Source organism: Glutamicibacter protophormiae (genome assembly GCF_014647495.1).
Taxonomy (GTDB): Bacteria; Actinomycetota; Actinomycetes; order Actinomycetales; family Micrococcaceae; genus Glutamicibacter; species Glutamicibacter protophormiae.
Map to the genome: position 1 here is coordinate 17678 of NZ_BMPH01000021.1, position 19350 is coordinate 37027.

General features: G+C 60.8%; 18 protein-coding genes and 1 pseudogene. 10 read left to right on the forward strand and 9 right to left on the reverse strand.

Annotation, left to right across the window (positions count from 1 at the left end; all coding sequences use genetic code 11):
- Positions 1 to 129: 129 nt before the first annotated feature.
- From IEY43_RS17325 to IEY43_RS17340, 4 genes are all read right to left on the reverse strand, one after another.
- On the reverse strand, positions 130 to 1995 hold the full coding sequence (locus IEY43_RS17325; RefSeq protein WP_188950177.1) for a PEP-utilizing enzyme: 1866 nt from the start codon (positions 1993 to 1995) through the stop codon (positions 130 to 132).
- Positions 1996 to 2081: 86 nt separating this feature from the next.
- On the reverse strand, positions 2082 to 3170 hold the full coding sequence (locus tag IEY43_RS17330; protein WP_188950179.1) for a PEP/pyruvate-binding domain-containing protein: 1089 nt from the start codon (positions 3168 to 3170) through the stop codon (positions 2082 to 2084).
- Positions 3171 to 3172: 2 nt separating this feature from the next.
- Positions 3173 to 4474, reverse strand: coding sequence for a cytochrome P450 (locus IEY43_RS17335; protein ID WP_188950182.1), 1302 nt, complete (start codon positions 4472 to 4474; stop codon positions 3173 to 3175).
- A gap of 136 nt (positions 4475 to 4610) precedes the next feature.
- A complete protein-coding gene (locus tag IEY43_RS17340) occupies positions 4611 to 5426 on the reverse strand; it encodes an IclR family transcriptional regulator (RefSeq protein WP_188950184.1) in 816 nt (271 codons plus the stop codon).
- Between the two features lie 607 nt (positions 5427 to 6033).
- On the opposite strand from IEY43_RS17340, the gene IEY43_RS17345 reads away from it, so the two are divergent.
- Together IEY43_RS17345 and IEY43_RS17350 are read left to right on the forward strand one after the other, a co-directional pair.
- The gene (locus IEY43_RS17345; protein WP_188950186.1) at positions 6034 to 6615 is read left to right on the forward strand and encodes an HdeD family acid-resistance protein; all 582 of its coding nucleotides are present in this window, start codon (positions 6034 to 6036) and stop codon (positions 6613 to 6615) included.
- A 189-nt stretch (positions 6616 to 6804) separates the two neighbouring features.
- Positions 6805 to 7272 (forward strand): hypothetical protein, encoded by a 468-nt coding sequence (locus tag IEY43_RS17350; protein ID WP_188950188.1) that lies wholly within the window; start codon positions 6805 to 6807, stop codon positions 7270 to 7272.
- A gap of 10 nt (positions 7273 to 7282) precedes the next feature.
- Here IEY43_RS17350 and IEY43_RS17355 read toward each other — a convergent pair whose 3' ends face one another.
- Together IEY43_RS17355 and IEY43_RS17360 are read right to left on the reverse strand one after the other, a co-directional pair.
- The gene (locus IEY43_RS17355; RefSeq protein ID WP_188950190.1) at positions 7283 to 7963 is read right to left on the reverse strand and encodes an HD domain-containing protein; all 681 of its coding nucleotides are present in this window, start codon (positions 7961 to 7963) and stop codon (positions 7283 to 7285) included.
- 180 nt (positions 7964 to 8143) lie between these two features.
- Positions 8144 to 9061, reverse strand: coding sequence for an LLM class flavin-dependent oxidoreductase (locus IEY43_RS17360; protein ID WP_188950192.1), 918 nt, complete (start codon positions 9059 to 9061; stop codon positions 8144 to 8146).
- 268 nt (positions 9062 to 9329) lie between these two features.
- Between IEY43_RS17360 and IEY43_RS17365 the strand changes: the two genes are divergently transcribed.
- Positions 9330 to 11015 carry a formate--tetrahydrofolate ligase gene (locus IEY43_RS17365; RefSeq protein ID WP_188950194.1) on the forward strand — a complete coding sequence of 562 codons (1686 nt, stop codon included), beginning with the start codon at positions 9330 to 9332 and terminating at the stop codon, positions 11013 to 11015.
- Positions 11016 to 11619: 604 nt separating this feature from the next.
- Here IEY43_RS17365 and IEY43_RS18280 read toward each other — a convergent pair.
- Both IEY43_RS18280 and IEY43_RS17375 read right to left on the reverse strand, forming a co-directional pair.
- On the reverse strand, positions 11620 to 12483 hold the full coding sequence (locus IEY43_RS18280) for an FHA domain-containing protein (protein WP_229777475.1): 864 nt from the start codon (positions 12481 to 12483) through the stop codon (positions 11620 to 11622).
- A 12-nt stretch (positions 12484 to 12495) separates the two neighbouring features.
- Positions 12496 to 12753, reverse strand: coding sequence for a hypothetical protein (locus IEY43_RS17375; RefSeq protein ID WP_047120321.1), 258 nt, complete (start codon positions 12751 to 12753; stop codon positions 12496 to 12498).
- A gap of 438 nt (positions 12754 to 13191) precedes the next feature.
- Between IEY43_RS17375 and IEY43_RS17380 the strand changes: the two are divergent.
- From IEY43_RS17380 to IEY43_RS17400, 7 genes and pseudogenes are all read left to right on the forward strand, one after another.
- Positions 13192 to 13551: pseudogene (locus tag IEY43_RS17380) on the forward strand (aldolase/citrate lyase family protein); the annotation flags it as partial.
- A 49-nt stretch (positions 13552 to 13600) separates the two neighbouring features.
- Positions 13601 to 14161: an exo-alpha-sialidase gene (locus tag IEY43_RS18285; protein WP_229777476.1), complete on the forward strand. Its 561-nt coding sequence runs from the start codon at positions 13601 to 13603 to the stop codon at positions 14159 to 14161.
- Positions 14161 to 14286, forward strand: a complete 126-nt coding sequence (locus tag IEY43_RS18380) for a hypothetical protein (protein WP_268240089.1) — start codon at positions 14161 to 14163, stop codon at positions 14284 to 14286. Before IEY43_RS18285 ends, IEY43_RS18380 begins: the two co-directional genes overlap by 1 nt.
- 51 nt (positions 14287 to 14337) lie before the next feature.
- Entirely contained in the window at positions 14338 to 14511 is a 174-nt protein-coding gene (locus tag IEY43_RS18290) for a hypothetical protein (RefSeq protein WP_229777477.1), read from the forward strand.
- 24 nt (positions 14512 to 14535) lie between these two features.
- Positions 14536 to 15225 carry an SDR family NAD(P)-dependent oxidoreductase gene (locus IEY43_RS17390; RefSeq protein WP_188950198.1) on the forward strand — a complete coding sequence of 230 codons (690 nt, stop codon included), beginning with the start codon at positions 14536 to 14538 and terminating at the stop codon, positions 15223 to 15225.
- Between the two features lie 152 nt (positions 15226 to 15377).
- Positions 15378 to 17687: an McrB family protein gene (locus IEY43_RS17395; RefSeq protein WP_188950200.1), complete on the forward strand. Its 2310-nt coding sequence runs from the start codon at positions 15378 to 15380 to the stop codon at positions 17685 to 17687.
- A 14-nt stretch (positions 17688 to 17701) separates the two neighbouring features.
- The gene (locus IEY43_RS17400; RefSeq protein ID WP_229777478.1) at positions 17702 to 18898 is read left to right on the forward strand and encodes an McrC family protein; all 1197 of its coding nucleotides are present in this window, start codon (positions 17702 to 17704) and stop codon (positions 18896 to 18898) included.
- A gap of 247 nt (positions 18899 to 19145) precedes the next feature.
- On the opposite strand, the gene IEY43_RS17405 is transcribed toward IEY43_RS17400, so the two are convergent.
- Positions 19146 to 19350, reverse strand: a 205-nt coding sequence (locus IEY43_RS17405) for a transposase (RefSeq protein ID WP_188950204.1), incomplete at its 5' end; no start/stop codon positions are given.

Below are 19350 nucleotides of genomic sequence, written 5' to 3' on the forward strand. Positions count from 1 at the left end.
CTTTCAAATGGTGGAGAACTGTGGTGTTGCGGGTGCCGGCCGGGGATCGGGGGGAAAAGAACCGGCCGGCACCCTTGCGGTTCCGGAAGCTTGGGGGAACCTCCGGAACCGGTCTGCGGCGCCCGGGGATCAGGCGTGCGAGTGGCTGTGGGCTCCCGGCCCGGTCAGGGCCGGCTGCGCGCCCAGGATTTCCACGGTGCCCTTGGTGCCGTCAACCCGCAGCAGGTCTCCGGTCTTGATGGTGGTGGAGGCGCTGCCGGTGCCGGTGACCGCCGGCAGGTCGTATTCGCGGCAGACGATGGCCGCGTGGGACATCATGCCGCCGATATCCGTGACGGTGGCCGTGATCTTGCCGAAGATCGGGCCCCAGCTCGGCGCGGTGACCGGAGCCACCAGGATTTCGCCGGGCTGTACCTGCGTGAGCTCGTCCGCGTGCATGATGACGCGGGCCGGGCCCTCGACCAGGCCGGGGGAGGCCGCCATGCCCTTGAGCGTGCTGCCGTCCTGGGCCTCGTCCGCGCCCAGCCACTGCTGCACCTGTTCGGTGGTGATGCCCCAGAGCATGCGGGTGAATGGTTCGGTGATCGACTGCGGCGGGGTGTTCAGCGCCGGGGCCGGCCGGGCGGTTTTCAGCGCGTCCACGATGCCCTTGCGGTGGGCGATCTTCTCCGGGAGCACCACCGCGCCGATCGGGGTGCCGGAGCCGACGCCCCAGCTGGTGACCAGGTCGAAGAGCACGTCGCGGACCTCGTTGCGGCTCAGGTAGAGCATGTCCTCGGGCTCGGCGAAGAGCCCGGCGTCGGCGAGCATGCGCCCGAGCTCGCGGACCTTGCGCCAGAAGACGCCCATGGTCCAGTGCTCGATGTAGAAGTTGTGGTTTTCCACGTACGGGTAGGCGGTGGCCGCCAGCGTGCGCTTGGCGTCGAAGACCGCGGCGACCTCCGGATCCAGCAGCTCGCGGTACTCCTCCACGATGCGTTCCTTCTCCGCGATGAGCTTCTGCGTGGGGCGCAGGATCTGCGCCCCGCCGCGGGCCCGGCGGATGTAGTCCGCGATGAAGCCCAGCGGAATCTCCTGGTGCACGTTCCAGTACTTGTCATGCGCGTAGAAGCCGTTGCCGATGGTGAAGTTGAACCACGGGTCCTGGGCCTGCTCCCACTGGGCCATCCAGCGCTCGCCGCCGGCGGCCGCGGCGATGGATGCCAGGGTGGCGGCCGGGTCGTCGGTGTTGGCGAAGTGCTCGTCCAGCTCCAGTTCCACGGCCAGCAGCGCCAGCGCCTTGAGCTCGTCGTCCGGGCGGAAGAGCTCCATGTCCACGCCCTGCACCATGGTGGCGATGGACTGGTCCGGGATGTTCGGGAAAACTTCCTTGCAGAAGTTGAAGAAGTCCAGGTAGGCGATGTAGCCCAAGTTCAGGAACTCGAAGTGGTACTGCCAGTTCTGGTAGGCCAGCTGGATCAGCCGGTCGTAGTTCTCCAGCAGGACTTCCGAGCCGTCCTTGCCCACGCCGTTCTCGATGTCCTCGAAGGGGACCTTCTCGGGCAGCGGTGCGAAGGACAGCGTCTCCATCTCCGCAATGGTGCCCTTGACCTTCACATGCCAGTTGGCCAGCTTGGTCTCCCAATTGGCGAAGTAGTGGCCGATGCGCGCCTCGAAGTCCGGCACGCGGGCGGCGATCTGCTCTTCCGGAACCGGGATGGGCGACATGTACAGGTAGCCCAGGTGGATGCGGAAGTCGATGCCGTTGGCGTTGGGGATCATCAGGTGGCGGGCGTTGTACTGGCCCAGGCACTTCACGGCGAATTCGCCACCGATGGTTTCGAAGGGCTTGAAGACGGTGGGCCAGTGCTGCGAATCGCAGAACCAGAACTTGGCGTCTTCCTGCTCCTTCAGTGCGTCCTGGAACACCAGGTAGTACGGGTAGATCTCTTCCCATCCTTCGGCGCCGGCGGGCACCGGCAGGTCGGATGGCTTGGGGAAGGACTTCATTGTCATGGTCGTGCACCCTTTCTCAGAAGGTTCGGCACTTTGCGAGTGGCCGAGGTGTGGGGTGGAGCGTGGAAACAGCGTGGATACGTGGGTCAGCTGACGATCTTCGACAGGGAGGCGGTGATCGAAGAGACGCCGCCGAATCCCAGCGAGGAGGCGTAGCCTCCGGCGGAGGCCTTGGGCACCGCGGGCTTGGAGGAGTGCACGGTTTCCGGGCGGGCCTGGAGCAGCAGCAGGTTCTCCCCGTCCGGCAGGTCGGCGTCGATGGCCCACTCGATGTCCTGCGGGGACTTGTAATGCTTCTCCGCCCGCTTGGCCAGCTGGGCCACGGCGGACAGCTCGTCGCTGCTCAGGCAGCGCACCGTGCGGCGCTCTTCCGGGACATCCCTTTCCACCAGGGTGTTGGTGGACGGGTCGGGGATCATTTCGGCATGCTTGTCGCCGATGTGCTCGGTAATCACCGCGAGGGTGACCTTGTCCAGCTGGATGTTGTCCGGCGTGACGGTTCCGGAGACCACCATCTCGCCCACGCCCCAGGAGGCGTCCACGGTGATCTTGGAGCGGTCGCCGTTGGTGGGATCCAGGGTCATGGCCACGCCGGCGGTCTTGGCGTTGACCATCTTCTGCACCACCACGGCCATGCACAGCCCGTCATCCGGGATGTTGTTCTTCAACCGGTAGAGGATGGCGCGGCTGGTGTACAGCGAGGCCCAGCAGGCGCGGATGTGCTCGCCGACCGAATCGAACCCGGTCAGCCACAGGTAGGTGTCCTGCTGTCCGGCGAAGGAAGCATCGGGCAGGTCCTCGGCGGTGGCGGAGGAGCGCACGGCCAGCGGGGCCTCGGAATCGAAGCGGGCCTGCAAGGCGTCGTACGCTGCCTGGGTGACCTCGCGCAGGTCGGCGGGAACCGGGCGGGAAGTGATCAGCTCGCGGATGGCGGCGCTGGCGGCGTCCACCGCGGCGATGTCCTCCGGGTCCAAGCCGTCCAGCTGGGCTTTGATGCTGTCTTCCAGCCCGGTGCCCATGAAGGCGCGGAAGGCGGCGGTGTTCACCACGAATCCGGGAGGGACCGGCATGCCGGCGGCGGTCATGGTGACCAGCGAGGCGCCCTTGCCGCCCAGGCTGTCCAAGGTGGGTTCCTTGCCGCCGTCGAAGAATTCAATGAAGTCGTTGTTGCTCATCGTTAAGCCTCAGATCGGGAAGTGGAGTCGGCATTCAGCTCGACGTTGACGAAGTCGGGAACGCGGAAGGACAGGTTCTTCCGGAAGGTGATGGCACCGCCGTCGACCAGTTCAAGGTTCGGCAGCGCGGCGGCCAGTTCTTCCAGCGCGATCTTGGCCTGGAGCTTGGCCAGCATGTTGCCCAGGCAGTAGTGGATGCCGAAGCCGAAGGACAGGTGGTCGCGGGCGTTGGGCCGGGTGATGTCGAAGTCCTCGCCGTTCTCGAAGCGGGATTCGTCGCGGTTGGCCGAGCCCATGAGCAGCAGCAGTTCCGCACCCTGCGGGATCTGCACGCCGCCCACCTCGGTGTCCGCCAGCGCCTTGCGGCGCCATCCCACGATGGAGCCCGAGTAGCGCAGCACCTCGTCGATGGCCTTGGGGATCTGCTTGGGATCCGCCACGACGGCTTCCCAGGCTTCGCGGTGCTCCAGCAGCACGCGCACGCAGTTGGAGATCAGCGTGGTGGTGGTTTCATGGCCTGCGAAGAGCAGCGAGTAGAGCAGCGAAGCGATCTCGTGGTCGGTGATGTCCGCGCCGTCCTTCTGGGCCTGGACCAGGTCCGCGGTGAGGTTGTCGCCGCCGGCGGCGTGGGCCTGGGCCACCTGGGCCTGGCAGCGGTTCCAGTACTCGACCAGGTTGTGCGCGTGGGGGATCTGCTCCTCGTCGCTGAGGTCTCCCCAGGTCATGGCACCGCGGGAGTCGCTCCAGCGCTTGTAGGTGTCCACCATTCCCACGTCCTCGCCGATCAAGGTGAGGATGGTGATAGTCGGCAGCGCGTAGGCCAGATCCGCCACGATGTCCGAGTGGTTGGTGCCGTTGGCGAGCATCGCGGAGATGGAGTCCTTGACGTTCTGCCTGATCATCGGCTCCAGGGCCTTGAAGCGGCGCGGGGTGAAGGCCTTCTGCGCCACGGCCCGGATGCGGGTGTGCTCCGGCGGGCGTCGGGCCGACAGGCCCGAGTAGGTGGTGAATCCGCCCTCGGTCATGATCTGCGTGGCCTGCGGGCCGCGCTTGCGCACCGGGGCTTGGGCGTTTTCCGAGGAGAAGGTCTCCCAGTTTTCGAAGACCGACTTCACGTCGTCATAGCGGGTGATGACATACAGTCCGGTGCGCTCGTCGAACATCACCGGCTGTTCGCTGCGCATCCGTGCGTAGGCGGGGAAGGGGTTCTCCATTGCGAACGGCTCGTACCCGTGGTGGTCTGCCGGGGCTTGCGCTCCGAAACCCATTGGGCATCCGCCGGAGACGGCTGGGGTGCTGGTCATGGAATCTGCTCCTTGGGGAAGTCGACGAGTCACGGTGTGACCCGTGCAACATTGATCGACACCCAGTGTTGTCCATGGCACAGTCGGAAGGGAAGCAATCCCTTCCACTCAGTGGAAGCCTAGTTTTTTGGCCTGCTCAGCCCTCGCTTTCGGGCACGTTCATGTCAGGCCCGGAAATGATTCCCAGAAGAGTCTCCAGTGGAATATGCGAGGTGGCGGCCTCAATTCGTTTGGAGATTCCATAGAGCACGGGCAGGTGGCGTTCCATGTTCGCGGCGTGCGAGGTGGGAATGACCAACCCGATGGAGCAGCCCAAGCGGCCGGTGTGGTAGACCGGAACGGCGATTGAACAGGTTCCCAGCCGCACCTCTTCGCGGGTGATCGCATAGCCGTTGTGCTTGGCGCGGTTCAGCTCGTTGCGCAGCTGCACGGGGTTGCTCCGGGTGTGCGCGGTCATGGGTTCCATCGGCTGGGCGAGGTAGGCGTCCATGACCCAGTCCTCGGAAAACGCCAGGATGGCCTTGCCCACCGCGGTGGCATGCAGCGGCAGGCGCCCGCCCACGCGGGAGACCCTGGCAACCCTCCTGGTGCCGTAGACCCGGTCGATGTACAGCGCCATGTTTCCGTCGCGGATGGCCAGCTGGCTGGTTTCCCCGGTCAGGGAGAACAGGTCCTGGACGAAAGGGCGCGCGGTATCGCGCAGTTGCCGGCCGGTGTTCTGGGCGATGGCCCACAGCCGCAGGCCCAGCTGGACGCCGCCGTTGCCGGTGCGGCTGAGGATTCCGGCGTCGACCAGCTCGCCGACCAGGCGGTGCGTGGTGGACAGCGGAAGATCTGCCGACTTGGAGATTTCGGTCAGGTTCAAGGACCTGCGAGTGGTTTCGAAGGCGGAGAGAATCGCCAAGATCTTGGACGTGACGCTGCGTCCCGGTTGTGAGCTTCCTCCGGCCATGGATCCTCCGAGGCAATGGTAGTGAATCGGGGTCGGGCCAACCCGACGGCGACAACTCAGAATACCTGTCCTGTCGCGGACGCGACATCCCGGAATTCGGTCTGCGCAGCATGCAGCAGGATTGCTGGGCAGGCCATGGCACCTTGGTTGCCTGCGGATCAAATGAATGCGGCGGGGAGCGCTGCGCGATCACCGCCGGCGCGGCGGCCCAGTACCAGCCGCGAATTCCAGACCTGAAGGTGGGAAGGGCTTGAGTCGCGAACCGGGGAAATGAAACACGAATCCACAATGCACGTGTGAGGAGGCATTTTCCTGGCCGCTTAACAAATCCGCCAAATTCGAACGCGGGCTGAGGAGAAAATTCTGGTCATGTAATGTTTTTCATGGTCATCGAAAAGGTTGAACCTGAATTCGGGAAAGCCGATTGAATTCCACGTCCGAATTTTTTCTTGGATTCAGGTGGTTGATTGTTCGGGAATCATGGCCATTCCAAACAACAGCCGGCGCCATCGCCGCTGACCGGTCCATAACTATCGGACATCGTCTGAATTCATAGCTGGTCGCAAGACCGTAGAGTAGCCAAACGCCAAGCATTGGAGCATTCGGCATGAACAAGCAGAAGATCACTACGCAGGTAAATTCCTTCAGCAACGGAGTGAGGGTCGCTTTCGGAATCAGCGGCATTGTCGCCTTGGTTTTGGGCCTCCTGATCCTGATTGCGCCCATGAAAACCGCATCGATTATCACCGCAATTGTTGCGCTCTACGCACTGGTCTCAGGCGTAATCTACCTGGCAATCGGAATTTTTTCGCGGACCCAGAGCAACCCGAAACGCATTCTGAACTGTGTATTGGGTGCCATGTTCCTGGCCGCGGGCATCCTGGCCTTCACCGATTTGGACAACAGCACCGTGCTGCTGGCAAGTTTCGTCGCCATCATGATCGGCATCGTCTGGGTGGCCGAAGGGGTCGTGGCGCTGACAACCTTGAGCCGATCGCCAAACCGGCTGGTCAGTGGCGGCTATGCAGTGCTTTGCGTGATTGCCGGTGTGTTGGTGCTCTTCGGACCGTTTACCTTTGCTTCCATCCTGTGGCTCATCCTCGGCATTTCGCTCATGGTGCTCGGAGCGATCCAGGCCCTTCGAGCCTTCAGCTTCAAGGGCAACGTGGTCATTATCGGCCAGAACTAGATTCTGCAATGGCCGGTCTGCCGGCGGGAATGGCCGTGCACCGCGCACCGAGGCCTACGACTCAGGGTGGAGATGGAGCAGTCCGGATCTACCCCGTGCGGGCGAACCAAAGAACGCGGGCGATCAGTAGGCTGGAAACGTCCGCACCGCATCGAACGCACTGACATCACCGCCCGAGGAGCACGAAGAATGCCTGTACCACCAACCGCCATCCGTGGATCTTTCGCCAAGAAACTGGCTCTGGGCGGAGCCGCCGTGGCGCTGGCCCTGGGAGCCGCCGGGTGCGGCGCCGTTGAGGATTTCGACAAGGCCACCTCGGACTCCTGGGCAGTGACCTATGAAATTACGGTCTCCGGAGGCGACGCCAGCAAGATCACCGATATCAAGTACCTTGAATCGGAAAAGCGCGGCGAAGCCGGTACGGAACTGACCTTGCCCTCCGGGGAAACGACGCTTGATGCCAAGGAGAACGCAGTCTGGAGCCTTGAAAGCATCGTGACTGCGCAGAAGGACGCGGCCATTTCCGCCATGCCGGGAAAAGAGGCCACGGCCACCTGCCGCATCCTGCTTGACGGCGTCAAGGAGATCGCTACCGAAACCTCGGCTCCCGGCGAACGCGTGGAGTGCGCGGCCACAACCCCGGCCTTCTCCAAATAGCTGCCGGAGGTCAGTCGGAAAGCGCCAGTCTCTGCTCAAAGAGATTGGCGCTTTCCACTGCCACGAAGGCGCTGGCCATGAATCGCGCGGCATCCGTGAAGAGATGATCGCTCACCCGGGACTCGACCAGCTGGAAAGCTTCGGAACGGGTAAGGCCGAACCAGTCCATCACGGTGTCCACACCGTGCGGGGTCAGCCTCCAGAGCTTGTCGGCATCCTTCACCAAGGAATCCTCCAGGCTGGTTGATTCCTTGCGCGAATCATGCCCGTCGATAATGAACACGATGCGCTCGCTGCGTTCGGCATCGAATCCTTCGCCGTGCAGCAGTTCTGCGGCAAGCTCCGCGCCGGACTTTTCATGCTGCAGCACCAGTTCCTTGTTGCCGGCTCCCGGGGCGATGGCGGACAAGACCAGCTGCGGATCCACCTGCGACCAGCCAATGTCGTGGAGCAGGATTGCCGGCAGCACCACCAGCGGATCCGCCTGCGGATGATGCTTGAGCAGCGACTGGGCGAGTGACAGCGAATAAAGTGTGTGGGCGTCATTGCTGCGCACCGAAAGATAGGTCTTGGCTTTTTCCCACAGCCGGGCCAGCAGGGGAAACTGTTCAAAGACGTCGGTTTCCTTGGGCGGAATGAAATTACCGACGTCGTGGCCATAGTGGTTGGCCAAAGGCTGCAGCTTGGTCATGGGGCTCATGTTGCCACCAGGACCCCGTCACGGGAAGCCATGTCTTCCATCCAGTGGATGCCTGCTTTCCCGGAACCGGGAATGCAGGGGGGCGGCTCGGGCGGTCGAAGCTCCGTTGCGGCGCCTAATCCACCCCCGGCCTCGTGCGCACCGCAATGCGAAGTGACGCCCTGGGGCCGGTCAGTCGATGAGACAGTCCGCAACCAGCTGGTAGGCATTCAAGCGGTCTTCGGGATCGTTAACCAGCGTATTGAGCATCAGCTCATCGGCCCCGTGGGACTCGGCCAAGGCCAGGAGCTGAGCGCGCACCGTGGCAGGGGTTCCGACAATCAGTGCCTGGCTGCGTTCTTGGGCACGGGCCCGTTCCTGGGCGCTCCACTGGTAGCTCGCGGCAGCTGCCGTTGAGGGGATCGGGCCGTCGTGCCCGAAATCCTTGCGTACACGCCAGAGCAGCAGGGCCTCGGCCAGTTCATGGGCTCGCTCCTCGGTGCCGGCAGTGACGAAGCGGACCGCCAAGACGGTGTGCGGCGTATGCCCGGACTGCGCTGCCGCTTCCCGGTAGGCGCTGGTTGCTGCTTCCCCGCCGACAGGACGCAGGAAGTGGCCATGGACGTACCCGGCGCCCAGTGTTCCCGGCAGCGGCGCGGAGGAACCTCCGGCACCCAGCACCCAGATTCCACCCACCGGTTCGCCCTCTGGCTGCGGGTGGTTCGTGCCGAATTCTTGCACCAGGGATGCGATTTTCGCGGCGTAGTTCGGATCGTTCAGCGCGGCGCGTCCCAGACCGGTATCCACCCGGCCCGGATGAACTTCAGAAAGAAGCCCCATCGTTTCGGAGACTTTTTGTGCCGGGTAGTACGGCAGGAGGATCGCTCCGGAGCCGACCCTGATCCTGCTGGTGCGTTCAAGCGCCAGCGCAGTCATCATTTCCGGCGCGGCACTGGCAAATGATCGGGAGTTGTGGTGTTCGGCAAACCAGATGCGGTGGTATCCCAGCCTGTCTGCATCGTGAGCCAAGGCCAGGCCGCTGGCTAGCGCGGCAGAGCGGGTGGGCGCGTGCTCGGTGAGTGGAACTTGGTCGAGGATAGACAGTTTCATGCGGCGCGGTGTCCTGCCTTTTTCCTTGTGGTGTTCGACAGCCGCATGATGGTGTCCTTTCATTGTTGAACGATTCGTGGATGAGCTTACCCGTGATGCCCAGAGGCCACCGCATCCGCCGCATGGAGGCGCCAATCGGAAACCCGCCCTCACGCCATGACAGCACCTACTGCCGTAGGGATGATAGCTTGAAGAATAATCGAGGAAACCCGGCAGGATTGGCTTTCCCCGGCTGCCGGAATATTGGATGACAGACAGGCTGGACACGATGTCAGGGACGACAGAAATCGATATGAGCGATCTCGCGATTGCCTCACGCGCGGTGCTCAAGCCAATTTCGCAGATCGCCGAAGCCGCGGGGATCCCGGAAGAAGCAGTCGAGTCCTATGGCAGGTACAAGGCCAAGATCGACCCGTCGCATCTTCCTGCCCGCAACACCGAACTCGGCAAGGTGGTGCTGGTCAGCGGAATTTCCCCGACTCCCGCCGGCGAGGGGAAATCCACCGTCGTGGTGGGCTTGGGTGAAGCGTTGTCCGCCGCCGGAGCCAAGACGCTCATTGCACTGCGCGAACCTTCCCTGGGGCCGATCTTCGGCATGAAGGGCGGGGCCACCGGCGGCGGGTATTCGCAGGTGCTGCCAATGGACGAGATCAACATGCACTTCACCGGCGACTTCCATGCGATCACCAGCGCCAACAACCTGCTGATGGCACTGATCGACAACCACCTGCACCGCGGCAATGCCCTGGGGATCGACCCGCGGCGGATCACCTTCAAGCGCGTCATCGACATGAACGACCGCGCCCTGCGCAATATCGTCATCGGCCTGGGCGGCCCGACCGAGGGCGTTCCGCGCGAGGCAGGATTCGAGATCACCGTGGCCTCGGAGGTCATGGCGGTGTTCTGCCTGGCCACCGGGCTGGAAGACCTGCGCACCCGGCTGGGACGCATGACCATCGGGTACACCTATGAGAAGAAGCCGGTGACCGTGGACGACCTGGGCGCGGCCGGCGCCATGACCATGCTGCTCAAGGACGCCATCAAGCCCAACCTGGTGCAGACCATCGGCGGCACCCCGGCGTTCATCCACGGCGGGCCGTTCGCCAATATCGCCCACGGCTGCAACTCGGCCATCGCCACCAACACCGCCCGCTCGCTGGCGGACGTCGTGGTCACCGAAGCAGGGTTCGGCGCGGACCTGGGCGCGGAGAAATTCATGGACATCAAGGCCCGCTACGCCGGGTGCGAGCCATCCGCCGTGGTGATCGTGGCGACCATCCGCGCCTTGAAAATGCACGGGGGAGTAGCCAAAGACCAGCTCAAGGGCGAGAACGTGCAGGCGGTGCGCGACGGCATGGTGAACCTGGCCCGGCACGCCTCCAACGTCAGGAAGTTCGGGATCCATCCGGTCATCGCGGTCAACAAGTTCACGGACGACACCGTGGACGAGCTGGCCGTGGTCACCGAGTGGGCCGCGGAAAACAACATTGAATGTGCCGTGGCGGATGTCTGGGGCCAAGGCGGCGCCGGAGCCGGGGACCTGGCCGCGGCGGTGCTGCGCGCCATCGAAGCACCGAGCGACTTCGCCCCGCTGTATGAGCTGGAGAAGCCGGTGGAGGAGAAGATCCTCACCGTGGTGAAGGAGATCTACGGAGGGGCGGAAGTGGACTACACTCCCGCCGCGAAGCGGGTGCTGGAACAGATCCATGCCAACGGCTGGGACAACCTGCCGGTGTGCATGGCCAAGACGCAGTACTCCTTCTCGGATGACCCTACGCTGCTGGGCGCGCCCGAGGGCTTCACGCTGCTGGTGCGCGACCTCATTCCGAAGACCGGAGCCGGGTTCATTGTGGCGATCACCGGTGCGATCATGACCATGCCCGGCCTGCCCAAGGTGCCGGCCGCGATGCACATGGACGTGGACGAGAACGGAAACGCGGTCGGCCTGTCCTAAATCGATGCTGGCAAAGCCCACCCTGCGTAGGGTGGGCTGCCATCCTGCACCAGCTGGCTGTGCCGGTACAGGACCTTAGAGCCTGTTGATCGAAGCACGGAGCTTGAATAACGAGAGTGAGCCGATGACCGTGTGCTGTGCCCATCAGGGGACATTGCATGCGCGATCAAGTGCTGGAGGCTAGGGGACTTCGTGGGGACACCAAGTCTCCGCTAGGCGTGCCAGACATCAACTCGTTGACTACCTGAAGGCTTGCCTCCCGACTTAGCCTTCCGAAACTTCCACTCCAGCACCTTGGCATTCGTGGGGAGCCGTTCATTGAAGACACCTTGACCAGTGGTTTGGTTACCGCCAACAGCTAGCTAACACGTAGAGAGTCGAACGCCATTCCCGCCGTTCCCGTTTGCGGATTCCGGGCCCGGCGTTCAGGCATCCAACGCTTCATGGATGGATCACTTCTCTGAAGTACCGCAGCGGCGCGCCTGTGCAGGCCACCGCGGTTTCCATTCGCGCATTAAAAATCCAGCGGGTTGGCCAAGAACTGGCCTCCGGGGCCCTTCGGATTCCCGCACACCACGCAGAATCTGCGGAAGCCTGCGACGGACTAATCGGTTGAATCGCGCTCGATAATGCCGGTGCGCGGATTCACTTGAGGCCTCTGGTAGGCCAGTTCTCCGCCATTGCGCCCACCATAAGGCCGTCCGTGATCGGCATACTCTTCCCGGTAGAAAACCAGCCGCCAGCCTCCAAGCTCGATTCTCGCCCCGCTTCGCAGGACGTACTCTTGACCAGCATTCAACCCTGCGCTTCCCCCAACCCTATGGACGGCTTGGAGGACGTATTCGTCGAGGTCGTCCCTGACGATTCGTGCATGGACAGGTTCCAGACCTTCTAATATCAGTCCGCTATCCTGGGCACTGCCAATAACCAAGACGTCGTCAACGAGGTTAAGCACTTTCGGCGCCTTCCCATCCCACGACTCGCTGTCCTTGACGAAGATGAGCCTCGGCCTACCGCCACGATCGGCATAATGCGTGGTGGTAGGCCGCATGCGCTGGTTCCACTGGAAGGTGGGGAACAACGGAAACAGAGTGCTCGGAATGCCCAGACTTCCACTCCTTCGATCCTTCTGCAGCAGCCCTTTGACGTTTTTCAAAGAACCAATCCGTACGGCGTTCGATTTCATCGCGAGGCGACCGGTCAAATTGGGCTTGACGTCACCGAGCGTGACGATATTCCCTTTCGGCCCATCAATCACAATCTGGATTCCAGAGCTCTTGAGGCGATGCGCAAGCTGGTCTAGGGCAGGGCGGCTGGCACCTCTAGAGACTCGGAAAATTGAGTCTGAATCGGCTTTGATATGGATGATCCGGCCTTCGGCCGTGACAGTTCCATGTACTTGTTCCGAGTCATCAGTGCCCTCGAGTGGCTGGTCGACCGTGAAATTCAGGTCAATGTCGAAGCGCATCAGGCTGCCCGTTCACTCGCGGTACTGATCTGAACCCAGTGAGTGGTCATCGCTCGTAGTGACCCTCAGGGTGCCGTTGAACTTCCATGTAGCCCGGGGTGCATCTGGACCGATGTCCCTCGGTACTTCAACCATCATGTCCACAAGTGTGTAGTTCACAGCTGCACCACGTCCGGTCAGGTAGGACCACAATTGTTGGCCGAGATCAGACCAATCGGCAATTTGCAGATCCTCCACGGGCAAATCTTTATTCGTATTAAAATTGTCCACTATACCCACATTCCTCTGCTATCGAGAATGATCATAAAAACTGGATGAAGCTGCGGGACGCAGGTTCAGTGTGACATAGATTACCCGCTACCTGCGCTCAGGTAAATGATTAATTCAAATCTCAAGGTTGCCAGTTCCATCGGTGTTTTTATTGCATTACATCCCGGGTGGAGATTCTTGAATTTTGTCATATAGGCACAAGTCAAGCTGAAGAATCATGATGCCTTCGGCATGACTCTATGCGGGTCAGGTGAAGGTTGATGGCCAATCGATGAAATAGGGGAGGGCGATATTTTCAGAAATTATCTTGGAAAATAAGATTCATGAATTTAGGTGTTTCGGATAACTGACTTCTCGGTAAGTGAAATATTCAAAATACGGCTATTTTGCGAGTTCTGAGGCGCGAGGACGGGCGACTCGGCCGAGGCCGACGCGACAACGCTGGTCTTCGCGATGATCGAAACCCCCGGTGGGCTGGAAAACGTTGAGGAAATCGCCGCTGTCCAGGGCCTTGACGGCCTCTACGTTGGCCCGATTGACTTGGCCCTGGCCATCGGTGCCGCCTATCCGAGGGATCCTGCCATCGGGGAAGCATTCGAGTCGGCGCTGGTGCGGATTTCGAACGCCGCGCAGAATGCGAGCATTGCAGCAGGCCTCCACAATGCAAGCGGGGAACTGGCCCAGGGGCGACTCGATCAGGGCTGCACCTTCGCCACTGTCGCCTCGGACTTGACCCACCTGGAAGCGACTGCCGCGGCGCACCTGGCCGCCGACCGCCCCTCCGTGGTCAGCGCGTAAGACGCATCCCCATCCCACCTTCGCCAGGACATCCAAAGGACACAGGTTCATGACTTTCACAGCATTCTCCGCCATTGCCACCAACGGCCAGATCCATCGGGAGGGACAGCTCAGCTACGCATGCTTTCCGGCTCCCACGGTGCAGTCGCACGCCGCGAACCTCAAGACGCTGGGGGACGGACGGTTGGGCTGCGTCTGGTCTGGCGGTACCCAGGAGGGCGTGGCTGACATCAGCATCTACTTCTCCGCCTTGGAACAGGACCCTGCAGGGGGCTGGGCCCGGGAATGGTCCGAACCGCGGCAGCTGTCCTTCGATTCCACCCGGTCCGAGCAGAACCCGATCCTCTTCACCCACGGGGAGGAACTGTGGTTGCTTTATACGGCCCAGAACGCGGGAAACCAGGACACCTCGGAGGTGCGCCGACGGATCTCGCTTGACCACGGACGCACTTGGTCCGAGGCCGAGACCCTTTTTGCAGCCACGGCACACGGTGGAGTCTTAATGCACCAGCCACCCATCGTGGTGGGGGAACGCATCCTTCTCCCCGTGTTCCGTTGCGCAACGGATCCCGATGAAAAGTGGGTGGGGATGCCGATGATTCGGCACTGATGGTTTCCACCGACGGCAGCACAAGCTGGGAAGAACAACTGGTCCCGGGCACGGTGGGATGCGTGCACATGAACCTCGCCGTACCGGCCGATGGCAACCTGCTGGCCCTGTATCGAAGCCGTTGAGCGGATTCGATCTATGCCCCGCATTCTGAGGACGGCGGGCATAGCAGGCCGGTGCGCCGTAACCTCGAGGTCGGGGACGGGTACTGCCTCTCCAACAATTCCCGTGAAGGCCCGAACCGAGAGTTCTCCTACCCCTCGATCCACCAAGGCCGTGACGGTGCATTGCACCTTGCCTACTCCTACTTCCGGCAGGCCATCAAGTACGTGCGGGTCGATCCGTCGTAGGTCTATGAAGAGGAAACCAACTAGATGCTCAGGGCACTTGTGACCGGGGTGAGCTCCGGTATTGGGGCGGCGATCGCACTGGAACTGCTGGAATCCGGATACCACGTCACCGGGCTAAGCCGCCGGCGGCCGGATATCCCCGCGGCCCACTCGGAACCCTTCGACTGGGTCCAAGCAGATCTGGGCGATTTGGCCTCGTTGGAGGTTCTGGCAAGGGGATTACCGGTACCGCGGGTGTTCGTTTACGCCGCGGGCTTCATGCAGACCGGGGCCCTGGGCGAACTTGACCCACGGGATCTTGCCGGAATGCTCGCAGTTCACCTCCAGGCACCGTCGCTGTTGCTCAACGAATTCGCCCCGGCCATGGAACGCGGCTCGAGGGTCGTGCTCATCGGCAGCCGAACCATGGCCGGGGTATCCGGCAAGAGCCAGTACTTGGCCACCAAGTCGGCGCTCGTAGGTCTCTCACGCAGTTGGGCGATCGAGCTGGCCGACCGGGCGATCACCTGCAACGTGGTGGCTCCGGGGCTCACCGATACGCCGATGATGGTTGATCGACGCCGCGCCGGCGTTCCGCCGCAGATGCTGCCGTTGGGTGCGCTTGTGGATCCGCGGGATGTTGCGGCACGCGTGGGGTTCCTGACGGGCGACCGCGGGAAGTCCATCACGGGTCAGGTGCTCACTATCTGTGGTGGAGCGTCGCTAAAGGGCTGATCGTTGGCCACTGGTTAAGAACCCGACGGACGATTGCGCTTTGGCAAGCCCGCTAGCCATTGACATGTATCGAGCGACCCATACACGTTGGATCCCTGTGCCATATAGTGAATTTGAGCGCCGTGCGGCCATGTAGACCACAAGGAGACCAATTGAGCGAGTTCAGTGTCGAAAGTTCGATAAGTGACTACCGGAACGGTCCCGAACCTGATTTGGAAGCGGCTGGAAGACTATTCGTCGAACGAGGATTTCGCGGGGAAGCGTCCCCGTTTTGGAACCAAACGACTTGGACTGAGCGAAACGCAACCGAACTGTTGCACCGAACTTTCGACAACTTCGACGGTGGCAAGGGTGATTTTCTGTCTAAACTGCAGGGGCAGCTGGTAGGAGCCGAACCGGACGTCATCATTTTGGCGGCGGAGCTCATGGCCTTAGTTCAGCTGCCGCTTTGCAATGTAAAAGCCACAACCAAGCGGGACCAAATCAATACAATCCTGTCCTGGCTTGATGTTGAATTTGTGTTCCCGGAGGAACTGGACCGCGGGCTGGAAGCGGGCGGAATATTCAATGGTGGTCAAGGCTACAACAGCCGGAAATGGCACCATTTTGTCTGGCTCGCGCGCTTCGTACAGCGGGTTCGCAAGGAGCCTGCGGAGGTCCTTGAAAAGGCCCTTGCAGATCCAGTAGCATTCGGAGCGCTCACGAATACGGTCGACGACCAATTTCCGGGCGTTCGTTTTGCGATCGAATACATGGTGTGGCCAAACTATTATGAGCCCGTGATCAGCCAGAAACACCGAAAGTTGCTTATCGAGGCTTATGCATGGGAAATCGGTGGGCCAAGTGGCTCGGATCAGATTGCCATCGCCAAAGATCTAGCTGCGATCCGCCGCACGCACGATTTCAAAGCCGGACACCACGTTGATTGGTACGCAGAACCGTTCGTCAATGACTGGTTGAAGAAGACTTCCACAAAAGCTGGACAACGGGCCTGGCTCGTGCGCCAACAGCAGGGAAACCAGCAGCTGTTGGATGTTTGGTTGGAGAATAACGAAGTCTCTTTGCAAGCCTCTCACCTTGGTCCGATCGAAGCCGGGAGCGCGCTCCCGGCGATCCAAAGTGCAGTTGAATCGGGTTACGACCACGTTGACTATGCCGAGCGCAAGCAACTAGCCCATTCGTTCCATCGGTTCTTGACCCTGATGGGTCCAAATGATGTGGTTTTCACTCGTCGTGGTGATGAATTGTTCGTCGGGATGATCGATGAAGAGGCCTTCTACCTTTCTGATGAGCCGGCACGGTTTGTCTGTCGTGTCGACTGGCAGCTCACAGAACTGTCGGCCAATGATGTCGATTCCGCGATTCTCCAGACTTTTGACGAGACGGGCACTGTAGTCGATGCGACGGCGGCATTGGCCGCGTTGACGGTGTTGTTCTCGGATGCCACGACGAAGGATCCCGCCCCGGAGGCTGAATGTCCTTCATCTCAGGACCGAGATACCCACGGCGAGTACCTGCGCGATGTAGAAGAGCCCTTTGCCGCTTCCCTCCACATTGAGCGTGATGAGCTGCAAGAAGTGGTTGAATTGCTGCGAACCCGCAGGCAGGTTGTCTTTTACGGGCCGCCAGGTACAGGCAAGACCTATCTAGCCGGCAAACTCGCAAAATACCTGGCGACGGAGGAGCACGCCGACCATGTAAAGGTTGTCCAGTTCCACCCGTCATATGCCTACGAGGATTTTTTTGAGGGATACCGTCCGGCTGCCGCTGAACACGGCCAACTGGGCTTCTCGTTGGAACCGGGCCCGCTGCGTCGCATTGCCGCGGAAGCATCCGCGGAGGGGAACCGGGACAAACCCTTCTTTTTGATCATTGACGAGATGAACCGTGGAAACCTCGCCAAAATCTTTGGTGAGCTCTACTTCCTGCTTGAGTACCGCGACCAGAGCATCAACCTGCAATACAGCCCGGGATCGACATTCAAGCTTCCACCGAATTTGTTCATTATCGGCACCATGAACACCTCGGACAGATCGATTGCGATGATTGACGCTGCGATACGCCGCCGCTTCGCCTTTGTCGAGCTGCACCCGCAGGAAGGCATGATCGAAGGACTTCTCGATCGCTTCCTGGAAGCGAACGGAAAACCCTCGCTACGGGCAGACCTGTTGCGTGCACTGAACCTGGAGATCGAGGGAACCAACCGTGACCTGATGATTGGCCCCTCATACTTCATGGGCAAGCATGCTGAGAGCGACATCGGGCTCGAACGGATCTGGCGTTACGAACTGCTGCCGCTGCTGGAAGAGCATTACTTCGGGCGATACAGCCGTGAGGAGGTTCATAAGCGCTTCGGCCTTACGAGTATTCGCCGAAAGGCCGAGCAACTCGTTTCCCGCAGCGCCGCGGACGATGTTGCAGGGGACGGTTCTGACTTCTCGAATGAGCAGGGTCAGCTCTGAAGGTGCGGACACACTTGATTTTTGACGAGCTCGAGACCCATCCTCAAACGGTGGAATTGAGCGCTGATGAAGCGTTAGCACTGCAAGACTCGAAGCTGCTCAACGTCTCTCGGGCATGGGGTGGCGGCTGGAATATCTCCCCGACGGGGCTGGTGGGGGCTGTCCAAGTTGACGACCTGTTAATCGAGGTGCGTCCGAAAGCCCGGGTCGGGCTGAACCGGTTGATGTTCTTGCTCGGATATGCGGCAGATCCCGGATTTCGGGAGGACGACGTAGACGCAGAGGAGAAACCCGATTTGTTCACTGCGATCACCCATTCTTTCGTTCGGCAATGTGAGAGGGCTTTGAAAAGGGGACCGATCTCCAGCTACGTAACCGTGGACGATTCGCTGCGTGTGCTCCGTGGCCGGATTCGTGTGGGGGACCAGCTTTCGCGGCATCTTGGCCTTCCTGTCCCGCTTGAAGTGACCTATGACGAATTCACGATGGATATTGGGGAAAACCGGATCCTGCGGTCTGCCCTAAGGATGTTGCTCTGCCTGCCGGGGGGATCTCCCGAAATCAGATCGCGTCTGTCGCATCTGGACAGGAAACTTGATGGAGTTGGCTTTCTCCTGAAAGGCAATCCATTGCCTGAGTGGCAGGAAACCAAGGCAAATGGCCACTACGTGGCAGCACTGCGGTTGGCATCATTGGTGCTAAACAGCCTATCGGTGGAAGCAGGGAAAGGCGGTCTGCGAATGAGTTCGTTTGCCGTTGAGATGCAAAATGTCTTCGAGGACTTTGTGACGGTGGCCCTTGGCGAGGCTTTTGCTTCGTTCCCCGGCACTGTCCATGCTCAATTCGAAAGCCATTTGGACGAGATCAACCCGGGAAGCAAGCCGAGAACGAAGATGTATGTTGATGCTGTCTACTGCGAAAGTGGGCTGCCACGAATAGTTTTTGACGCGAAGTACAAGGCCTCTTTTTCGGGAAACTATTCGAATCCCGACGAGTACCAGATGCTCGCGTACTGTACAGCGCTCGAGGTTCCCCGGGCCTGGCTACTGTACGCAGGATCGGGCAAGCCACGTCTAGTGAAAGTCCGCAATACAAGTAAGGAAATCGTTCATTTTCCGCTGGACCTGTCCCTAAGTCCTGGCCGATTATTGGATCGAGTGCACCAACTTGCCGCTATTGCGCACAAGGCTCAGGCAACGGCATACGGATAGTTCGAAAAGTAGTGGTTCGATCCATCCTTTATTGAAGAACTGTCCTGAAGACTTGTTGCAGGCAGCTTAATGGCTCAACGCAGCTTGACATTTTTCGAGTCTGTAAATGCCGCAATCAGTGCCTTATATGTTTCACGAAGTGTTTGCTCTAAGAACCATAGGTGAAGAGAAATAAAGTTCGTTTTTATGCTTGTTCTAAGTCCTCGCCTCAAGGATGCTATTGACCATTGCGTAGATTTCGGGCTCTTCAGGATTGAAAGTGTAATCGCGGTCTAAACCCGCCAGTCTCCAGCAACGACCGTGCGATATAGTGCGCCAGATTCTTGAACCCCAACGCGATACCCCGCAAATGCTCTAACCGGCCATTGAGCGCTTCAGTAGGCCCTTTTGAACTGCCGACGTGGTCAAAATACGCGAGGATGTCCGTCTTCCTCCGCCGCAGGGTGCCACCG